The organism is Pontixanthobacter gangjinensis (genome assembly GCF_009827545.1).
Lineage (GTDB): Bacteria > Pseudomonadota > Alphaproteobacteria > Sphingomonadales > Sphingomonadaceae > Pontixanthobacter > Pontixanthobacter gangjinensis.
Genome location: NZ_WTYS01000001.1, coordinates 302,046 through 320,457, shown reverse-complemented (window position 1 = coordinate 320,457; position 18,412 = coordinate 302,046). Strand labels below are relative to the sequence as shown.

At 54.8% G+C, this 18,412-nt stretch carries 21 protein-coding genes; 13 read left to right on the top strand and 8 right to left on the bottom strand.

From position 1 onward, the window contains the following. Positions 1-23 precede the first annotated feature (23 nt). Positions 24-860 carry a DUF2059 domain-containing protein gene (locus tag GRI36_RS01555; protein WP_160596869.1) on the top strand — a complete coding sequence of 279 codons (837 nt, stop codon included), beginning with the start codon at positions 24-26 and terminating at the stop codon, positions 858-860. 182 nt (positions 861-1,042) lie between these two features. After that, a complete protein-coding gene (locus GRI36_RS01550) occupies positions 1,043-3,478 on the top strand; it encodes a ligase-associated DNA damage response DEXH box helicase (RefSeq protein WP_160596868.1) in 2,436 nt (811 codons plus the stop codon). Positions 3,479-3,531: 53 nt separating this feature from the next. Here GRI36_RS01550 and GRI36_RS01545 read toward each other — a convergent pair whose 3' ends face one another. From GRI36_RS01545 to GRI36_RS01525, 5 genes are all read right to left on the bottom strand, one after another. Next, positions 3,532-3,963 carry an ExbD/TolR family protein gene (locus GRI36_RS01545; RefSeq protein WP_160596867.1) on the bottom strand — a complete coding sequence of 144 codons (432 nt, stop codon included), beginning with the start codon at positions 3,961-3,963 and terminating at the stop codon, positions 3,532-3,534. A 236-nt stretch (positions 3,964-4,199) separates the two neighbouring features. Beyond that, positions 4,200-4,649 (bottom strand): ExbD/TolR family protein, encoded by a 450-nt coding sequence (locus GRI36_RS01540; RefSeq protein WP_160596866.1) that lies wholly within the window; start codon positions 4,647-4,649, stop codon positions 4,200-4,202. Between the two features lie 46 nt (positions 4,650-4,695). Further along, a complete protein-coding gene (locus GRI36_RS01535; protein WP_202392085.1) occupies positions 4,696-5,229 on the bottom strand; it encodes an ExbD/TolR family protein in 534 nt (177 codons plus the stop codon). An 85-nt stretch (positions 5,230-5,314) separates the two neighbouring features. Continuing rightward, positions 5,315-6,112 (bottom strand): MotA/TolQ/ExbB proton channel family protein, encoded by a 798-nt coding sequence (locus GRI36_RS01530; protein ID WP_160596865.1) that lies wholly within the window; start codon positions 6,110-6,112, stop codon positions 5,315-5,317. Positions 6,113-6,194: 82 nt separating this feature from the next. After that, positions 6,195-6,872 carry an energy transducer TonB gene (locus GRI36_RS01525; RefSeq protein ID WP_160596864.1) on the bottom strand — a complete coding sequence of 226 codons (678 nt, stop codon included), beginning with the start codon at positions 6,870-6,872 and terminating at the stop codon, positions 6,195-6,197. Positions 6,873-7,354: 482 nt separating this feature from the next. Here GRI36_RS01525 and GRI36_RS01520 point away from each other — a divergent pair, with 482 nt between their 5' ends. The 3 genes from GRI36_RS01520 (at position 7,355) to GRI36_RS01510 (ending at position 9,928) form a co-directional block, all read left to right on the top strand. Then, entirely contained in the window at positions 7,355-8,083 is a 729-nt protein-coding gene (locus tag GRI36_RS01520) for a hypothetical protein (protein ID WP_328598335.1), read from the top strand. A 75-nt stretch (positions 8,084-8,158) separates the two neighbouring features. After that, the gene (locus tag GRI36_RS01515; protein ID WP_160596863.1) at positions 8,159-8,578 is read left to right on the top strand and encodes an acyl-CoA thioesterase; all 420 of its coding nucleotides are present in this window, start codon (positions 8,159-8,161) and stop codon (positions 8,576-8,578) included. Between the two features lie 27 nt (positions 8,579-8,605). Then, positions 8,606-9,928, top strand: a complete 1,323-nt coding sequence (locus GRI36_RS01510; RefSeq protein ID WP_160596862.1) for a homoserine dehydrogenase — start codon at positions 8,606-8,608, stop codon at positions 9,926-9,928. Here the strand turns inward: GRI36_RS01510 and GRI36_RS01505 are convergent. Both GRI36_RS01505 and GRI36_RS01500 read right to left on the bottom strand, forming a co-directional pair. Then, entirely contained in the window at positions 9,915-10,493 is a 579-nt protein-coding gene (locus tag GRI36_RS01505; RefSeq protein WP_160596861.1) for a hypothetical protein, read from the bottom strand. The two genes, GRI36_RS01510 and GRI36_RS01505, sit on opposite strands and share 14 nt — an antisense overlap. Continuing rightward, positions 10,490-11,056 carry a hypothetical protein gene (locus GRI36_RS01500; protein WP_160596860.1) on the bottom strand — a complete coding sequence of 189 codons (567 nt, stop codon included), beginning with the start codon at positions 11,054-11,056 and terminating at the stop codon, positions 10,490-10,492. Before GRI36_RS01500 ends, GRI36_RS01505 begins: the two co-directional genes overlap by 4 nt. A gap of 91 nt (positions 11,057-11,147) precedes the next feature. On the opposite strand from GRI36_RS01500, the gene glpX reads away from it, so the two are divergent. Then, a complete protein-coding gene (gene glpX, locus GRI36_RS01495) occupies positions 11,148-12,149 on the top strand; it encodes a class II fructose-bisphosphatase (RefSeq protein ID WP_160596859.1) in 1,002 nt (333 codons plus the stop codon). A 172-nt stretch (positions 12,150-12,321) separates the two neighbouring features. Beyond that, entirely contained in the window at positions 12,322-13,257 is a 936-nt protein-coding gene (locus GRI36_RS01490; RefSeq protein WP_160596858.1) for a ribose-phosphate pyrophosphokinase, read from the top strand. Positions 13,258-13,284: 27 nt separating this feature from the next. On the opposite strand, the gene GRI36_RS01485 is transcribed toward GRI36_RS01490, so the two are convergent. Then, complete coding sequence (locus tag GRI36_RS01485; RefSeq protein WP_160596857.1) at positions 13,285-14,271, bottom strand: helix-turn-helix domain-containing protein; 987 nt, start codon at positions 14,269-14,271, stop codon at positions 13,285-13,287. A gap of 155 nt (positions 14,272-14,426) precedes the next feature. Between GRI36_RS01485 and GRI36_RS01480 the strand changes: the two genes are divergently transcribed. The 6 genes from GRI36_RS01480 (at position 14,427) to GRI36_RS01455 (ending at position 18,378) form a co-directional block, all read left to right on the top strand. Next, a complete protein-coding gene (locus tag GRI36_RS01480) occupies positions 14,427-15,218 on the top strand; it encodes an inositol monophosphatase family protein (protein ID WP_160596856.1) in 792 nt (263 codons plus the stop codon). A 103-nt stretch (positions 15,219-15,321) separates the two neighbouring features. Then, positions 15,322-15,915, top strand: coding sequence for an outer membrane beta-barrel protein (locus GRI36_RS01475; RefSeq protein WP_160596855.1), 594 nt, complete (start codon positions 15,322-15,324; stop codon positions 15,913-15,915). Positions 15,916-16,102: 187 nt separating this feature from the next. After that, complete coding sequence (rpmI, locus tag GRI36_RS01470) at positions 16,103-16,306, top strand: 50S ribosomal protein L35 (protein ID WP_160596854.1); 204 nt, start codon at positions 16,103-16,105, stop codon at positions 16,304-16,306. Positions 16,307-16,349: 43 nt separating this feature from the next. Beyond that, on the top strand, positions 16,350-16,709 hold the full coding sequence (rplT, locus tag GRI36_RS01465; RefSeq protein ID WP_160596853.1) for a 50S ribosomal protein L20: 360 nt from the start codon (positions 16,350-16,352) through the stop codon (positions 16,707-16,709). Positions 16,710-16,850: 141 nt separating this feature from the next. Beyond that, the gene (locus GRI36_RS13995; RefSeq protein WP_160596852.1) at positions 16,851-17,711 is read left to right on the top strand and encodes an AraC family transcriptional regulator; all 861 of its coding nucleotides are present in this window, start codon (positions 16,851-16,853) and stop codon (positions 17,709-17,711) included. Between the two features lie 334 nt (positions 17,712-18,045). After that, positions 18,046-18,378: a hypothetical protein gene (locus GRI36_RS01455; RefSeq protein WP_160596851.1), complete on the top strand. Its 333-nt coding sequence runs from the start codon at positions 18,046-18,048 to the stop codon at positions 18,376-18,378. The last annotated feature ends 34 nt before the right edge of the window (positions 18,379-18,412 follow it).

Sequence of the window (18,412 nt, the reverse complement as noted above, 5' to 3'; positions counted from 1 at the left end):
GATTTTGATGTAAGGTCCGCAAAATGTTGAAGAAAATTCCCACAACTCTTAAACCCTTGGTCGCAGCCGGTGCATTTGCGCTTGTTAGCTTTACCTCTGCCGCACCTGTCGCGGCGCAGGATGATGTGTCTGAAGATATGCGGGCGCTTGAATTGATGGGCAGCATGTTCGGAACCCCACAGCCGCTGACAGCTGAACAAGAAAGCCGCCTGCCGGTTGCTCAATTGGTGGTCGGACAGATCTTCCCCGAAGGTACCTATGCCAAGATGATGGAAGAAACCATGAAGCCGATGATGGACGGCATTATGGACACAATGATGGGTATGCCCGCTAGCGAATTGGTGAAGCTGACCGGTCTGCCATATGATCAGGTCGACTTGCAGAGTGAAGGCACGATTGGCGAGGCAATGGCGATTATGGATCCGGATTATCAGGCTCGGGCCAAGATTGGCACGGATATGACGGTTGCCATGGTGACTGATCTGATGACAGAGATCGAGCCGTCGTACCGTGCCGGCCTGGCACGCGCTTATGCGGTGCGGTTTTCCGAGTTGGAATTAGCCGAGTTAAGCGCGTTTTTTAAAACCCCAACAGGCGCGCATTATGCGGCTGAATCGATGCTGATCTACACCGACCCGCAAGTTATGTCGGCTATGAACGAGATGATGCCGGCGATGATGGAAATGATGCCAATAATGATTGGCGGCATGGAGGAAGCGATGGCGGGCCTGCGCGAGCCTCGCAAATATTCCGCACTGTCCCGGACCGAAAAATTGCAGTTAGCTCAAATTTTGGGTGTTTCGCCTGCGGCACTGGCGGATGCCGAGCCCGCAGACGATGCTGAAGCTGAAGAATTTTAAGCGTTTTTTGCAGCTTTCCTACTCAGCAAAGGCATGCTCGAAGACGGGCATATGGAAGGCAATCACAAATATCGCGGGATTATCGGCCCAACTAGGGTAAATGAAGCCATCCGCGTGCATCAATTCTTGTTCTATAACTGTGTTCGATGTGTTCCACTCGCACTTGGTGCTAGGGCACAGTAATGACCGGATCTGCAGTCCCGAAGGAAATTGAAGACTGGTTTGCCGGGCGGGGTTGGACGATCCGCCAGCATCAAAGGGACATGTTTGCAGCCTCGCAAGCTGGCAAGCATGCCATGCTGGTCGCTGATACCGGGGCAGGTAAAACACTGGCGGGGTTTCTGCCGACACTGGCTGACTTTTGCCCCAGCCAATTTGGCGAAGTCGGTCCTCCAGACGGCTTGCACACGCTCTATGTCTCACCGTTAAAGGCCCTCGCGCATGATGTGCAGCGCAACCTTATCACTCCTGTGGAGGAGATGGGGTTGCCGATCCGAATCGAAACGCGCAGCGGTGACACTCCCTCGGATCGGAAGAAACGCCAAAGGTCTAAGCCGCCACACATCCTGCTGACAACGCCGGAGTCGCTGTCGCTACTACTTTCCTATCCCGACAGTTTCCTGATGTTCAGCGGATTGAAGCGAATTGTGGTCGATGAAGTGCACGCTTTCGCTACAGGCAAACGCGGCGATTTGCTGGCACTATCCTTGTCACGGCTGCAGGCCATTGCACCAGCAATGCAGCGTGCTGCGCTGTCCGCAACGGTGGCTGAACCCGCATCTTTTCAGCAATGGCTCGCCCCATGGGGAGACCTTGACCAGACCGCACTGGTGATTGCCGAAGCGGGCGCGGATCCCGAAGTCGAAATTCTTCTGCCAACGGAGGAACGTGTGCCCTGGGGCGGGCATGCTGCGACTTGGGCAATTCCGCAGCTGTATGAACAGATCAAGGCGAACAAGGTGACGTTGATCTTCGTCAACACGCGCTTCCTAGCCGAATATACCTTCCAAAACCTGTGGGATGTAAACGAGGATAAACTACCGATCGGGATTCATCACGGGTCACTCAGCCGCGAGGCGCGGCGCAAAGTAGAAGGAGCGATGGCCCGCGGCGAATTACGCGCATTGGTGGCAACAGCCAGTCTCGATCTAGGGGTCGATTGGGGAGATGTGGACTGCGTGGTGCAGATGGGTGCGCCCAAGGGATCTTCTCGGCTGCTCCAACGGGTAGGGCGGGCAAATCATCAACTTGAAAACCCGAGCCGGGCCTTGCTGGTGCCTGGCAACCGTTTTGAATTTTTGGAAGCAACCGCCGCCAAGGATGCGGTTGATGAAGGCCAGCGTGATGGCGAGGATTTCCGCGATGGCGGCCTTGATGTGCTGGCCCAGCATGTAATGGCCTGCGCCTGTGCCGGGTCGTTTCATGAAGTTGAATTGATGGCGGAGGTGCGTTCCTCTTTGTCATATGCCTGGATCGACAATGACATTTGGGACCGGGTTCTTAGCTTTGTCGCCAATGGCGGCTACGCCCTGCGTGCCTATGACCGCTTCAAGCGTATCGTCCGATTGAAAGATGGCACTTGGCGGCTGACACACCCTGAACACGCCGCACGTCACCGTTTGAACGCCGGTATCATCATCGACAGCGAGATGCTGACAGTGCGGTTCAAGAATGGTCGCTCGCTTGGACGGGTCGACGAGGGCTTCGCCGCTTCTCTTTCCGCTGGCGATACTTTTGCGTTTGCCGGGACTTGCCTTGAGGTCTTGCAAATTAAGGACATGGATGTGACCGTTCGTGCCACATCGAAATCGGCTTTGATCCCGTCTTATGGCGGCGCGAGGATGCCGCTGACAACGCATCTCGCAGCTAGGGTTAGGGCCTTGTTGGATGATCGCGCTGGATGGGGCAGGTTTCCCGACGATGTCAGGGAGTGGCTTGAGGCGCAGGATCACCGGTCGGTTATGCCGGCGCCGGGCAAGCTGCTGGTTGAAAGCTTCCCGCATCACAAGCGGTATTACTCGGTCTATTACACATTCGAAGGGTGGAATGCGAACCAGTCACTGGGAATGCTGATCACCCGGCGTATGGAGGAAAGGGGGCTGCAACCGGGCGGGTTTGTGGCGAATGACTATTCATTGGGTGTCTGGGGCTTAAAGCCGATTGCCGACCCCGTACCGTTGTTATCGCCGGATATCCTTGCGGATGAATTTGTCGATTGGGTTCAGGATTCGCATTTGCTGCGCCGCGCATTTCGAGAGGTGGCGGTGATTTCGGGGCTGATTGAACGCCAGCAACCTGGCAAGCGCAAGAGCGGCAAGCAGGTGACCTTCTCAACCGATCTGATTTACGAGGTGCTGCGCAAGCATGAGCCCGACCATCTGTTGCTTGAGGCGGCGTGGGCAGATGCGCGGGCTAGGTTGACGGATGTTGGGCGGTTGGCTGATTTGCTTGACCGCGCTGCAGGCGAGCTGGTTCATCTGGAGCTTGACCGGGTCAGCCCGCTTGCGGTGCCGACAATGGTGATGATGGGACAGGAGAGAGTGTCGCAGGGGTCGGTTGATGACGAACTCCTGCTCGAGGCAGAAGGCTTGGCAGGCCTGGCGATGAGTCCCGATTAATATCGCTCCGAGAGCTACAGGTCCGAGAGCTACAGGGCGATGAATTTCAGACCTCAGGCCCCTTCGAGCGAACGGAACCTGTCATTTCCCACAAAGCCGAATTTTGTGACTTGGCTTGATTTGATCAGCTTCAAAATTCGCGCCGCTGCGTAATAGGACGCATTGGCCTCGGGTTCGAATTGCAATTCAGGCTCAACCGGCATCATCCTGGTTTCGTAGAGCAGAGCGTTTAGCTGTTCTTCGTCTATTGCGGTGCCATTCCACAGGAGCTCATCGGCACCGGAAATGACGATCTTGTTTTTGATGATGTCGGGTGCTGGCAAAATAGTCGGCGGTGTACCGGGTAAATCAATGTCGACGGTATGCGTTGCGACGGGGATTGTGATGATAAACATGACGAGGAGGACGAGCAGGACGTCGATCAGGGGGGTCGTGTTCAAATCACCCATCGGTGAATTTTCGGCGGTTCTTGCTGCAAATGCCATGCTAACCCTCCTGCTATGTAACAAGATACCATATCGCAATTTTGGAGTTTGGCACGAGCTCTGACGGAACTTGTTGGCCTCGCCGACATCCTTCCGGCCTTGAAGTTGATGGTGCGCGGGTTGGATAAGTGGTCGAAGCCGCCGCAATATACGAGGCCGTTTCTTCTTGGCAGCAGGCAAAGAAAAAGGGGACAGATCGCTCTGCCCCCCTCTTCGAATTTATGAAGTTGAATTCGTTACTCGGCTTCTGGTGCCTTACCAAATGCACGGTATTTGTCGTTGCCGACAAAGCCGAATTTGTTCACGCCGGATGACTTGATAATGTCCAGTACTTGAGCCGAAAGAAGGTAGCTTGCTGAACCTTCGGGTTCGAACTGCAGTTCCGGCTCTGGTTTGATCGACTTGGTGATCTCCAGGTTGCGAACCAATTCATCCTGTGCCTTCGGCTCGCCATTCCAGAGAATCGCGCCTTCGGTAGTGAGCACGATCTTATTCTTGATAGGATCGATCTCATCTTCCGCTGGAGGATCAGGGTTCGGTGCTGGCAGATCAATATCTGTCGAGTGTGTTGCTACGGGAATAGTGATAATGAACATGATGAGCAGAACGAGCATGACGTCGATAAGCGGCGTCGTGTTCATTTCCATCATCGGCTCGCCATCGTCCCTGCCGCCTGACATTGCCATCTTGGGTTACTCCTAAATTTAATTCATTCCAGCCGAAGGCCAGACATTAGATGCCTGGTGCAACGGGGTTGGAGATAAAGCCGATTGTTGGGTATCCGGCCGCCTGAACGTTATAAATAGTTCCTGCGACACAGCGCCAAGGTGCGTCAACGTCTCCGCGAATATGAACCTGCGGAATCTTTTCCGGGTCATCCATAATGGCTTCGACACCGCCGGCACGTTCGACAATTGCTTCAAGCCGTTCAAAAGCTTGATCGTATAATTCACGCGCATCGACCGGTGTGGTGTTGTTGAAATAGACCCGGCACTCGCCTTCACGAAAAGCGCCTTCGAAGCCCGGTTCACCAGCACTACGGCCGGCTGCATCGGTCGTGCTGACCGTTAGCAGAAGATTCTCGACCTTATCTTTCGACTCTTGAGTCTCGATAACTGGAATATTGAGCTTATCGATGGTCTGAATTGCGACCGGAACGGCGATAAGGAAGATGATCAGAAGAACCAGCATCACGTCAACCAGTGGCGTGGTGTTGATATCTGACATCGGCCTTTCTTCGCCTCCGCCTCCCATGGAAACTGCCATTGCTAATTCCTATCCTGATTAATGTTTCTTCGGACTATCGGGGGGAGTGGCTGGGACTTTGCCCTAACCACTCCTCGATATCCTATCAGGCCTTGGGCTTAGCTGCAGGCGCTCCGGCAGCCGGCTTGGTGATCGGAGCTGTCTTAGCTGCTGCAGCAGGCTTGGCCGCAGCGGCTGGCACAGCAGGCTTAACCTGACCATTGGAGCTCAAGTTTGCGAGCAGGTCGGTCGAGAAGCCCGAAAGCATACCGGCGAGACGCTTGTTACGGGCCGAAAGCCAGTTGTAAGCAAGCACCGCAGGAACCGCCACTAGTAGACCAATCGCGGTCATGATCAGCGCTTCACCAACCGGGCCAGCAACTTTATCGATCGAAGCCGAACCGGCAAGACCAATGTTGATCAGCGCGCGGTAAATCCCGATAACGGTACCGAGCAGACCAACGAACGGCGAAGTCGCACCAACCGATGCAAGGAACGGCAGACCGCCAGCAAGCTTGGCGTTAATCGCAGCTTCCGAACGTGCCAGCGAACCGTGAAGCCAATCATGCGCTTCTGTTTGGTCAGTCATTTTGCCGTGCTGCGCATCAGCAGCAAGAGCGTCGTCAACCAACTGGCGCCATGCGCTGTTCTTGCCGAGTTTTGATGCACCTTCTTTGAGCGAGTTTGCGCGCCAGAACGGGCCGCGAACGTCGTTAAATTCTTTGAAAACCTTCTGCTGTTCGAGAAGCTTGGTAATCAGGATGTAGAATGAGCCAACGGACATGATGACAAGGACGCCGAAAATCGACCAGGCGATCGCCCCGCCTTGTTCCATGGCTTCAAAAAAGCCGAACTGGTTTTTCGGTGTCGCATCGGCGGCAACAGTAAGTAATTGAGTAATCATTGCGAGTTTCCTCTCAGAAAGAAGCGAATTTCAAAAATGGGTTGAAGAAGGCCGGCATCCTATAAATGGCGGCGAACTTCGTTTATCTCGGTATTTCCCAGCGCACTGCATTCGACCATGTACCTGCTACTTCATTACCATCACCATTTGTGGCAGCGTTGAAGCGGCCGCGACGGGTTATGAGCTTGCATGTAGTTTCATCTAGGTCGCTGTGTCCACTTGAGCCTGTGACAGTACAGTTCGTCACGCGGCCATCAGCACTAACACTGACCCGGAATCTGGTAACGCCTTCACGCTCTTCACGAAGAGCACGCGATGGGTAGTCACGCGGACTAGCCCAGCGGCCAGGGTTTCCACGAGGAGTCGGATCCTTCGGCGTAAACTTCGGCGGCGGCGGAGGAGGCGGCGGTGGAACCGGCACTGGGGCTGGCTTAGGCGCCGGCTTCAGTTCGATTACCTTATCGTCACGCGGCTTCGATTCCGTCTTAAACTCGGCCGGCTTCGCCATATTAAGCGGTGCAGGCGGAACGGTTGGCGGAGGCGAAACCGGAACTTCTTCCGGTGGAGGGGGAGGCGGTTCTTCCTCAGGTTCTGGTTCAGGCTCTTCAATATCGACTGTCGTCACGCGCTCGACCGCTTCCTGAAACGCCTCATAGGCGAGTCCGGTCACAAGCACGTATCCGATTCCGATATGGATAAGAGCCACGATAATCAGGGCAATAATCCGATTACTGCTCATCTGTTGGTCAGCATAAGCCATTCAGTAGCATCACTCCATCGTATTACGCCGGACCCGAAGCCCAGCAACTCATCCCATTGGCAGCATTCGATACTGCCAGAGTGTAATCCTGCTTGTCTACCCTCAGAAAGTCCATTGGACTGGAGGGCTAAACGCCGCCCCGAGACATTAAACACCCGGCTTGGCCTTAATTGCGATTATTATGTTATCGTTTCCGCAACAGATTTTGACCTTTAGCTATGATGGCGGACCCAAGCAAACGCTTTATGGGTTAACACCTGATTCACGGCCTATGCTATCTAACGCACGAATCCCACATTGGTTCAATTGCGCGGCGTAAAGAGGATAAACAATTGGTTAAAATAGCTTTATTAAAGCGAGCGTTGGCCGTTGCGGTCTTGATATGCGGATCCACGCTGCCCGTTTCGGGTGGTGTCGCACATGCATCTGGCCAGGATTTTACAGAAAATAATTCTCCAACGTATGCAGATTTAGCAGATTTAGTGGACGCTTCTGAGATCGTTCTCAAAGCCGAGATTCGCAAGCAGGCTGTGGTCGAACAAGAGCGATCACCTGGCCTCAAACCTGGGTATGTCCGCCTGTATATTGAAGCGCGGACGACCTCATTACTGACTGGCACTGCTCCGATTGGCGAATCGCTTCGATATCTGGTTGACCTGCCTTTGACCGCGAAGGGCAAGGCGCCCAATTTGCGCAAGACCGAAGTGTTGCTCTTCGCTCGCGCTGTGCCCGGCCGGGCAAGCGAATTGCAACTCGTTGCCCCTTCGGCTCAATTGCCCTGGACGCCCGAATTGGAAGAGCGGCTGCGCCCCGTTCTAGCAGAATTTGTTTCCAATGATGCAGCACCCAGAATCAAGGCGATTCGCGACGCCTTTTCAATCGACGGCAATCTAGCAGGCGAATCGGAGACGCAGATATTTCTGGAAACACACGATGATGGCCCGGTCTCCTTGACAGTCATCCGGCGTCCAGCACAGCGACCAATATGGGGTGTTTCCTGGTCAGAAATAGTCGATCAAGCGGCCCGGCCGCCACAAATGCACACGATTGATTGGTACCGGCTTGCCTGTTTCCTGCCCCCGCGCTTGCCCCGCGAAGCCAATATTTCCGCCCGTACAGCTGCGCAAAATCGTGCTGACGCAGATTATCAGTTTATCCTAGACGAGCTTGGCCCTTGTACCCGGAATCTCGATCTGATGGATAAGCGTTAGTATCCAATATCAACTAATGACGCCGTTAGAATAAGTGGTTCCTTTGGCGGCGGTGCTGCGTCTAAGGCGCAACCGATGAGCAATCCATTCCTCCATAAATTTCGCGTTCGCTATTCGGAACTTGACCCACAAGGGGTCGTTTTCAACGCAAGATACCTCGAATATGCCGACATTATCGTGACGGAATATTGGCGCGACCGGAGAATACGGATGTTTGGTGACGGCGCGCTGGAATTTCATGTGGCGCATGCAGATGTCGCCTTCCGCAAGCCGATACGCGCCGATGAATGGATCGAAGGCCGCGCCTGGACCACTCGTTTTGGCAACAGCAGCATGACTACGCGGATCGAATTGCATGGTGCAGTAGCTGATTCGGCAGCCGATGACAGGGATGATCTGCGAGCCGAAATTGAGTTGGTGAATGTCCATGTGGACCTTGCCAGTGGCCGTCCGTTGCCCATCCCGGCCAGCGTCCGCGAAGCCCTCTCGAAGTAGAATCCAAATTTGACCAAGGATATTTGCGTGACTGATCCACAGACGAAACCACTGAGAGTTGCCCTTGCCGGACTCGGCACTGTTGGGGCGGGCGTGATTCGTTTGCTCAAAGACAACGGCACCTTGGTTGCAGACCGTGCCGGTCGCCCGATCCAGATTGTATCGGTATGCGCGCGCGATCGAAGCCTTGATCGCGGTGTCGATCTGTCGGGCTTCGTTTGGGAAGATGACATGACCCAGATGGCCGAACGCGGCGATGTCGATGTTGTGGTGGAACTGGTTGGCGGGTCTGACGGCCCAGCTTTGACTCTTGCGCGCAATGCAATCGCAGCGGGCAAGGGGCTCGTCACTGCCAATAAGGCGATGATAGCGCATCATGGCCTTGAGCTGGCCGAAGCGGCTGAAGGGCGCGGCTGTGCCTTGAAATTCGAAGCTGCGGTTGCAGGAGGAATTCCTGTAATAAAGGGATTGAGAGAAGGCGCAGCTGCCAACGCTATCGAGCGGATTTACGGCATCCTGAACGGCACCGCCAATTACATACTTTCTACCATGGAAGCGAGTGGTGCCGATTTTTCAGATACTTTGGCCGATGCGCAGCGGCTGGGTTATGCAGAAGCCGATCCGGCCTTCGATGTTGAAGGCACCGACGCGGCGCATAAATTGGCAATACTTGCCGCGATTGCGTTTGGCGGAAAAGTCGATTTCGATGCGGTGGCGTGCGAAGGCATATCCAGAGTTCGTGCCGCTGACATCGCGCAGGCTGACGCGCTTGGCTATGTCATTCGGCTGATCGGCATGGCCGATGTTGACGAAGTGGACGGAGCTGAACCCGCTCTGCTGCAGGAAGTTAAGCCCTGTCTGGTGCCCAAAGGGCATCCGCTGGCCCATGTCACGGGTGCAACCAATGCGGTGGTTGCAGAAGGCAATTATTCTGGCAGGTTGCTGTTCCAAGGTGCCGGTGCCGGTGACGGACCGACGGCGAGCGCGGTGGTCGCTGATCTGATAGATATCGCCCGCGGCGAAGTGGGCGCGCCCTTCTCCGTTCCTGCGTCGCAGCTAAAACCCATGGCGCGTGCAGAGACCGGGGGACGCACCGGTCAAACCTATATCCGGTTTACGGTAACCGACCGGCCTGGCGTTCTGGCGGAAATTACTGCCGCAATGCGCGATGCAGATGTCTCGATTGAAAGCCTGATCCAACAAGGCCGCGCGAATAATGGCGGTGAAGTGCTGGTGGCAATGGTGACGCATGATGGACCCGAGCGGTGTGTTGCAAGGGCAGTTGAATTGCTACGCGATTCGGACAGTCTGACCGCGCCGCCGCTGGTGATGAAAATCATTCGAGACTGATCGCTGGCGGTACGAGCGCCGGAGGTAGTCCGAGTTCCTTCCTCTCGAATTCTGTCAACTCTCTCGGCTTGTCTTCGTCCTTGCCTGCTGGAGCGAGCCCTCGTGATATCAAATCTGCATCGGAACCTGCGGGCGCATCAGGCAGTGTGCTGAAATCGATCAGATAAGCGGCGGGCGGCGGACATGGGTTGAAGATAAAGCCGCACATCCCGGCAATGGTTGCCGGACCAGTAAAGATGCCGGGGCCAGCGACATTCGGCGGAGCGATATCACCGGCAAAGGCTGTTTCTTCGGCATAGCGGTCGAGCGCCGCTGCACGGCTACCGCTATAATAATAAGCCGAATCATCGAGTAGCTCGCCGCAGACGATTATTTCCGCGCCCTCTTTTTCCGTTGCCGCCGGTGCCTCGCACAGAGGCTGCGCGTCCTCATCAGCGGTTGAGGCCATCGGAACCAGAATATCGATCACCAATGTGCCGTCATCAGATGTATTTTTCTCATTTGCCAAAGCGGCGCTTGCGCTGAATATAACTGCCGAACCGGTTAGCAAAAATGCAAGTTTCATCGCTGATTGACCTCTTCGGGCGCTGCCTCTGGCGGCTCTTTTGGCAGAGGTAACAAGCGCGCTGTCCCTCGATCATCGCCTAACGGCGGCAGGCCCTTTGATATTCGGTCTGCGTCCGATCCGGGTGGGGCTTCAGGCAAAGCCGAGAAATCGATAATCAGGGCAGGAGGCGGAGGTGCTCCGAACCCGAAAGTGGCCTTTCCTTTGAAAATTCCCGGTCCTGCAACATCGGGCGCGGGTGGATTACCCTCATGCATAGTCTCACGAGCATAATCATCTTCCGCCCGCTCGTCTGACCGGATACGAAATTGCGATTGCTCCTGCTCTTCGGCGCAAACAACGATTTCGTCGCTCGACTGCTCTTCGCACTTTTTCTTTGGAGAGGGCGGGCCGTAAGCTTCCCGGGCGTTTTCGATTACCTTTTCCGCAGTTGAGGAAGGCGATTGCTGCTGCGCCGATAGCGGCATTGCCATCGCCAAACCGGCAATCACCAAGCCGGAGCAGAGACCATTGCAGGCGTTGGTGCAGGCGTTGGCTTTTCTGCGCGATGCTGTTCTCGACAATCCAGTCCCCTCTAGCTAAGCGCCAATCCAACTTGCTTCGGCATGAAACCGGAGTGCCCGCGCAACCCACGCTATAGGGACTGAATTCACTATGAACGATAACACCTCAAAGGTTGCGAATCCCGGCGCAACAGCCCCCAGTCAAGTACTCGACCGCGTTCTAGTCCTTGAAATGGTTCGCGTTACCGAGGCGGCGGCTATCGCAGCATCGAAGTTAATCGGGCGCGGCGATGAAAAGGCCGCCGATGCAGCCGCTGTGGAGGCCATGCGGGAGGCGTTTGACGAATTGTATATGGATGGCACCGTGGTTATCGGTGAAGGCGAGCGCGATGAAGCGCCAATGCTGTATATCGGCGAGAAAGTCGGTGGCGCACCGGGTAAGGGCCCTAAGATCGATATTGCGCTCGATCCGCTGGAGGGCACCACCATTACCGCAAAGGCTGGTCCAAACGCGCTTGCTGTGCTTGCTGCGGCGGAGGAGGGCTGCCTGCTCAATGCTCCCGATACCTATATGGATAAAATCGCGGTTGGCCCCGGCTATCCCGAGGGCGTTATCAGTCTCGAAAAGAGTGTTACAGAAAATGTCGAAGCGGTCGCCAAGGCCAAAGGCGTAGAGCCAGCCGAGATTATCGTGTGCGTGCTCGATCGTCCGCGTCATGCGGATATTATCAGTGAATTGCGCGCGATCGGCTGCGGCGTCTATCTGATTCCCGATGGCGATGTTGCGGGCGTTATTGCGACAACCGATGAAGACACCACCATCGATATGTATATCGGCCAAGGCGGCGCGCCCGAAGGCGTTCTTGCAGCGGCAGCCCTGCGCTGTGTTGGCGGCCAATTTAACGGGCGGCTTGTCTTCCGCAATGATGATGAGCGAGCCCGTGCCGCGAAGTGGGGCATTGAAGACCTCGACCGAATTTACAAATTGGAAGATCTTGCCAGCGGTGACTGTATCTTTGCTGCCACCGGCGTGACCGACGGTTCGCTGTTGGCCGGTGTAAAGCGGCTGCGTAGCGGCGTAATGACAACCGAAAGTGTGGTAATGCGCGCCAGCTCGGGCACGGTCCGCTGGATTAAAGGTGAGCACCGCTAGGGCTAGGGTCTGGGCTTAACCGTCACTGCCAACCAACCGGATTGGGAAAAGGAGGCAGAGCATCTGTTCCAAGCCTCCCCGCCCCGCTAAGCCGCTGATCATAACGAATCGCCCTGCGTTCTTGCCAGATTGAGGCATGTTGCGCGGGCACGCACAGTTCGGGGATATCTGCATGAAAATCTTGGCTGCCAATTCTAATTTGCCGCTGGCGCGCGCGGTCTCCGCATATTTGGAAATCCCGCTTTGCGATGTCAGCGTGCGGCGATTTGCCGACGAAGAGATTTTTGTCGAGATTCACGAGAATGTGCGCGGCGAAGATGTGTTTGTTGTTCAATCGACCAGCTATCCCGCGAACGACAATTTGATGGAATTGCTGATTTGCATAGACGCGCTGCGCCGTGCGTCAGCCCGCCGGATTACTGCTGTCGTTCCTTATTTTGGATATGCCCGGCAAGACCGTAAACCTGGCCCGCGCACGCCAATTTCTGCCAAACTTGTCGCCAATCTGATGACCGAGGCTGGGGCAGACCGAGTCTTGTCGGTCGATCTGCACGCAGGGCAAATTCAGGGCTTTTTCGATATCCCAACCGACAATCTGTATGCTGCGCCAGTGATGGCGGCTGATATTCAGGCGCGATATGGCGATCAGGATCTGATGGTTGTGTCGCCTGACGTGGGCGGCGTTGTTCGCGCGCGCGCTTTGGCGAAGAGGCTGGGCAATGCGCCGCTAGCTATCGTCGACAAACGCCGTGAGCGGGCGGGCGAGTCCGAGGTTATGAACATCATCGGTGACGTGGAGGGGCGCCACTGCATCATGATTGATGACATTGTCGATTCTGGCGGGACATTATGCAACGCGGCGCAGGCGTTGCTCGATTCAGGCGCAACCAGCGTCGCCGCTTATATCACCCACGGCGTGCTGTCTGGCGGTGCAGTGGCGCGGATTGATGCCTCGGCGCTGACCGAATTGGTAATAACCGATACGATTTTACCAACCGATGCCGCCAAGGATTCTTCTCGCCTACGCATTTTGACGATTGCCCCGCTGATTGGCGAAGCCGTGCGGCGTATCGCTGATGAAAGCTCGGTCAGCTCTTTGTTTGACTAGGCTGGCCGTCCGTTAGACGAGACTGCGCTAAGCTGGTCGTGCACTAAGTGTTACGAATTCTTCTTTCATCCATGGGCGGATAGCGTCGGGCGCGATTCGGTGGAGTATCTCCAGCCGTCTAGCTTGACGGATCTCTAGGCTAAGCGTGAGAAGCCCTTGTCTCGTCAACAAGAACTCCCGAGGGGTCCTGCCAAAGAATGCGATGAATTCGCGAATCTGGTGCGATTGGTCGAAGAAGCGGAGATAGATATCTTCGTCCTCTTCGACATCGGATACACCGCACAGCTTGGCAGCCAAATCAAGCGTCCGCGCACGGCGCATTACTTGCTTGGGAGTTAGGCCGAAATCACGTTTTATTATCCGCTGCAAGGTTCGCGCGGTCACACCGTTGATATCGGCGAATTCAGTGATCGATTGGTTGGGGTCTGCAAAACTGGCGACTTCGAATTTTTGCGATAGTTTGTCGGGCGTGCGTGATGCGCTTTTCGCGATATAGTGGCGAAACCAGTTCTCAATCGACAACAACCAATCTTCCGGGCTGATGCCGGGTTCATAAAGACGGGTCAATTCACCATCGTCAAAACCGACCGTAATCCGATCTAAAAGCGTTCCATCGTCAATACCCCACAGAGCATTGATTGAGCCGGGCCTGAGCATAACTCCAGCGACTTTGATTCCGCCAACATATCGCAACGGCATAGACTTAGAATGTTGTCCGCAAAGGAAACTCTCGTCACGGATTTCAAGAGGCCCGTCAGCAGTGCCAGCCGTCCAGTCGGCCCCGATAGCTGTCCGTACGTAGCCTGCGTCATTGCATAGCCAACCTTCATTGACTGCATCGTCAGGGGCATCAGCAATGGCGACCATGATGCGTGCAATCCACGGCTCCAAATCTGGCGATGGTGGACGGTTAAGCGCCAACGGTACGCCATCTCTTGTCGCACCAGTTTTCGGACGAAGACTATGGCCCTCGCCGACATTATTCTCGATTATCGGCTGGTCCCCTTCAGCCATGGTGCGATAGCCCGTTCTTTTTGCGGCGATTGCCTAGCTTGTGAAATTTGCGACTTTTGATTTACATTTCAATATGACACTGACGTCATTTGGCAAGCCCCCATGGCGCCCGGCATGGCTAAATCGCGTTCTTAAAATTGAGGAAAGTTTTGATAATGGATTTGACACGAGATATTGCATTGGCCGCACGACTTGCTGACGCGGCCGGAAATGTGATCAGGCCGCTATTCCGTTCAAATTTCACGCAAGAACAAAAATCGGACAAAAGCCCGGTTACCGAAGCCGATAAATCAGCCGAGGCGGCGATGCGTGCAATCTTGGAAGCAGAGCGCTCCGATGACGGTATTATTGGCGAGGAATACGGCAATCGGAACGAAGCCGCCGGACGTCAATGGGTGCTCGATCCGATCGATGGGACTGTCAGTTTTATGGCAGGTCGGCCGATTTTCGGCACTTTGATTGCTTTGATGCAGGATGGTTGGCCGATACTTGGCGTAATCGATCAGCCGATCTCTGGTGAACGGTGGATTGGTCAAATCGGGAAAGGCACGACTTTGAATGGGAAGCCTGTTCGCACCGCCCCATGCCGAGAAATAACAGCTGCCAAATTGGCGACTAGCAGCCCGCACTATTTCAAGGGGGAAGAGGTCGATGCCTACATGTCGGTTGCGAAAGTGGTTGGCAGCGATGCGAGGCAGGGGATGATTGTGTATGGTGGGGATTGCTACAATTACGGACTGCTCGCGGCAGGACATCTCGATATAATATGTGAAGCAGGTCTGGAAATTTATGATTACGCAGCATTAGTACCCATAGTCGAAGGCGCAGGCGGGATCATGTCTGATTGGCAAGGTAATCCCCTTGATGCAGGAAGCGATGGAAACGTCCTGGCGCTGGGGGATCCGGCACGACTGGAAGATGTGCTGGAAGCCATGGGGCCTAACTGACTGCCAAATTGTATTTCAGCGACAAAATGAAGGCGCTAACTTTACTGCGTTCGCGGAACGAATAATTAGCTGCCGGATCAATTATGATTCGGAGAGTATATATATGAAATACATAGTAATTGGGTTTGCTGCGCTGGCAGCTCTGTCGCAACCTGTACTCGCACAAGAAAACAGCGAAACCGGTGAACCAACTTCACGTGATGGCTTCCGTCTAGAAGCTCGCGCGATCTATGAAACGCCAACTGTCAGCAGCGTAATCGATGATGATGACGTCTTCAAACTTGGTAGTGCATTTGCTTTTGGCGGTGAAGCTGGCTTCGACCTGGCTGTGAGCGACTCAGTGGTCGTGGGGCCATACGTCAATTACGAATTGTCGAATGTTGAGTCATGCGACGGAATTGATTGCGTTCGTGCGAAGAACAATTTGGCAACAGGCCTGCATGTTGGTTACGCGCTCAACGCTGATGGCCAGCTGTACGGCAAAGTGGGTTACTCACGGCTCAAGCTTGAGGCTGAGGCTCTTGGCACCAAAATTTCCGAGTCGGGATCAGGCGTTGGCTTCGCAGTGGGTTACGAACATGGCTTCGGCGAGAATATGTATGGCCGGCTTGAGTTCGGCTATGCTGACAATGGCGACATTTTCGGCATCAATTTTCAACGCCGCCACGCAGGCGTCGCCCTCGGCGCGCGCTTCTAAGTAAAGGCATACCGGTCAAACGGAACGGCATCGCTTCACGGCGATGCCGTTCTTGCTTGCCTTATATGCTTTGCTTGTCTATTTGCGCGCACTTCACCGACACGTGATTCATCTTCCGGTCTGGCCGTTAGGGCTGCCAGGGCTGGTTGGACGTGTTCTTGACCCGACATCCTGATAGGAGACTGAAATGCCCAAGCTGAAGACCAAAAGCGGTGTGAAGAAACGCTTCAAAATCACCGCAACCGGCAAGTTGAAGCATGGTGTGGCTGGCAAACGCCACCGCCTCACGCATCACACTGCCAAGTATATCCGCCAGAACCGTGGCACCTCCGTTTTGTCTGAGAATGACGTGAAAGCGGTAAAGAAATGGGCCCCATACGGCCTTAGCTGAGCCCTAGAGGCTTGCCGGTTCGGAATTTAGGAGTACTTGAGAAATGCCACGCATTAAACGCGGCGTCACCACGCGCCAGAAACACAAACGCTTACTCGACCAAGCCAAGGGCTATCGCGGTCGCCGTAAGAACACCATTCGCATTGCACGCCAGGCCGTCGAAAAGGCCGGCCAATATGCATATCGCGACCGTAAGATTAACAAGCGCAACTTCCGCGCATTGTGGATCCAGCGGATCAACGCGGCTGTTCGCGCTGAAGGTCTGACGTATTCGCAGTTCATGCACGGCGTGAAACTTGCTGGTATCGAGCTGGACCGTAAAGTCATGGCCGATCTGGCGATGAATGAAGGTGCTGCTTTCAAATCTGTGATCGAGCAAGCCAAGAAAGCGCTTCCAGCGTAAGTCTTTACCGACAAATGAATTTATCGAAAGGGCGGTCCGCAAGGCCGCCCTTTCTTTTTGCGATGAAGATGTCTAACTGCGCTGGTGGTCGCATCACCGGATTGCAGTGGGGACAGCATCCGAATGGTAACGCAATGTCGCGTGGAAGCTCGCTTTCATAAACCGCCGAAACATTTGGAGCGGTTCTTCACGACGTTTTGTTTTGGTGCGGTTAAGGTGCCAGATGGCGTAACTGTGCGTGACGCAATGCAGCCTGAGTGGGGCACTTTGCGGTTTTTCTCCGACACCCCCCCAACGATCGAATTCGATGATGGCACCTCGTTGTCTGATGCCCGCTTCCTCGCATCAGGGCCAACGAGCAGAAAGCTAGATTACACCATCGGTGCCACCCGTTTCTGGGGCATCGGATTTCTGCCACTTGGCTGGGCGACGTTTGCCATGCCGCCTGCGCATTTGATGGCTGACCAAATTGTCGACGGTCTTACCAGCCCTCACCATTCACAGTTTCTCCCCCTCGCCAGCATACTTCTAAACACGCAGGCAGCGGAGCAGGAGCAACTTGAACAGATTATCCAATTCTTCAGCGAAGGTTGCCCGAGAGCAAAGCGCGAAGACCCGCGGATCGCCCGGATTCACCAGAGTCTTTTGACTGTTGATTCGCCTAATGTGGCAGTCATGGCTGAAGAATGCGGGGTTTCCGGCCGGACGTTGGAGCGTCTGTGCCGGCAAGCGTTTGGATTTTCGCCAAAACTGTTAATACGGCGCCAACGCTTTATGCGCAGTCTGGCTGACTTCATGCTTGATCCAGAAAGAAGCTGGAGCAACGCAATCGATTCAAGCTATTATGACCAGTCGCATTTTGTGCGCGATAGCCACCGGTTTCTGGGCATGACACCAAGAGAATATGCCGCGCTGGATCATCCGATATTGAGTGAATTCATGCGCAACCGAGTAAAGCGCCGTGGGTCACCCGTGCAGACATTAGATTCGCCTGTCGGTTGACAGGCGACCCAGTTTGCAGTGCCACAAGTTAGATTACGACAAAAATCGGCGCGGTAGTTCATGGTGGTAAATGCGAAAGTGGCCGTAAATTTTCACGAGCCACCCAAAGGGTTGGTGAGGTCTTTCACTACCTTCTATCGTATTCGTTGCATCCCGGATGGGCTGGAATCAGAATATTTGAAGGCGCACCACCAAACTACAAGATTAGTGATGGTGCTTCGGTGTCAGATACCGATTGCATCGTCATCGGCCCGAGCAGCCTGCTGCTCGAATTCACTGCCAACATTACGTGAATAGGGGTATTGGCCCGCTGCCATTGGGATGGGCCACCTTTGTGGGAAAGCCGGCAGATAACTATCCCAACACGGTCAGTAATGAGCGCAAGGCCGAAATATTCAGCCATTTCGCAACTCTTGCAGGCCATTTGCTGGATGTCGCCGATTTCCTACTCGACCCGTCGCTTGGATGGTTCGGAGCCATCGATCGATTTTATTTTGATCAATCGCATTTCGTCAAAGACTGCGAGGAATTCCTTGGGGTGCAGCAATCCCAATATGCCGTGATGGGCCATCCGGTAATTGTCGGTTGCATGCGGGAACGAGCGCGGGTTCGCGGGTCAGCCGCTAAGACATTGGACGAGCCAGAGCATGAACCGGGCGAACCCTGACATCTGAAGGGGCAAATGCAGCTTTGCGTTGCAG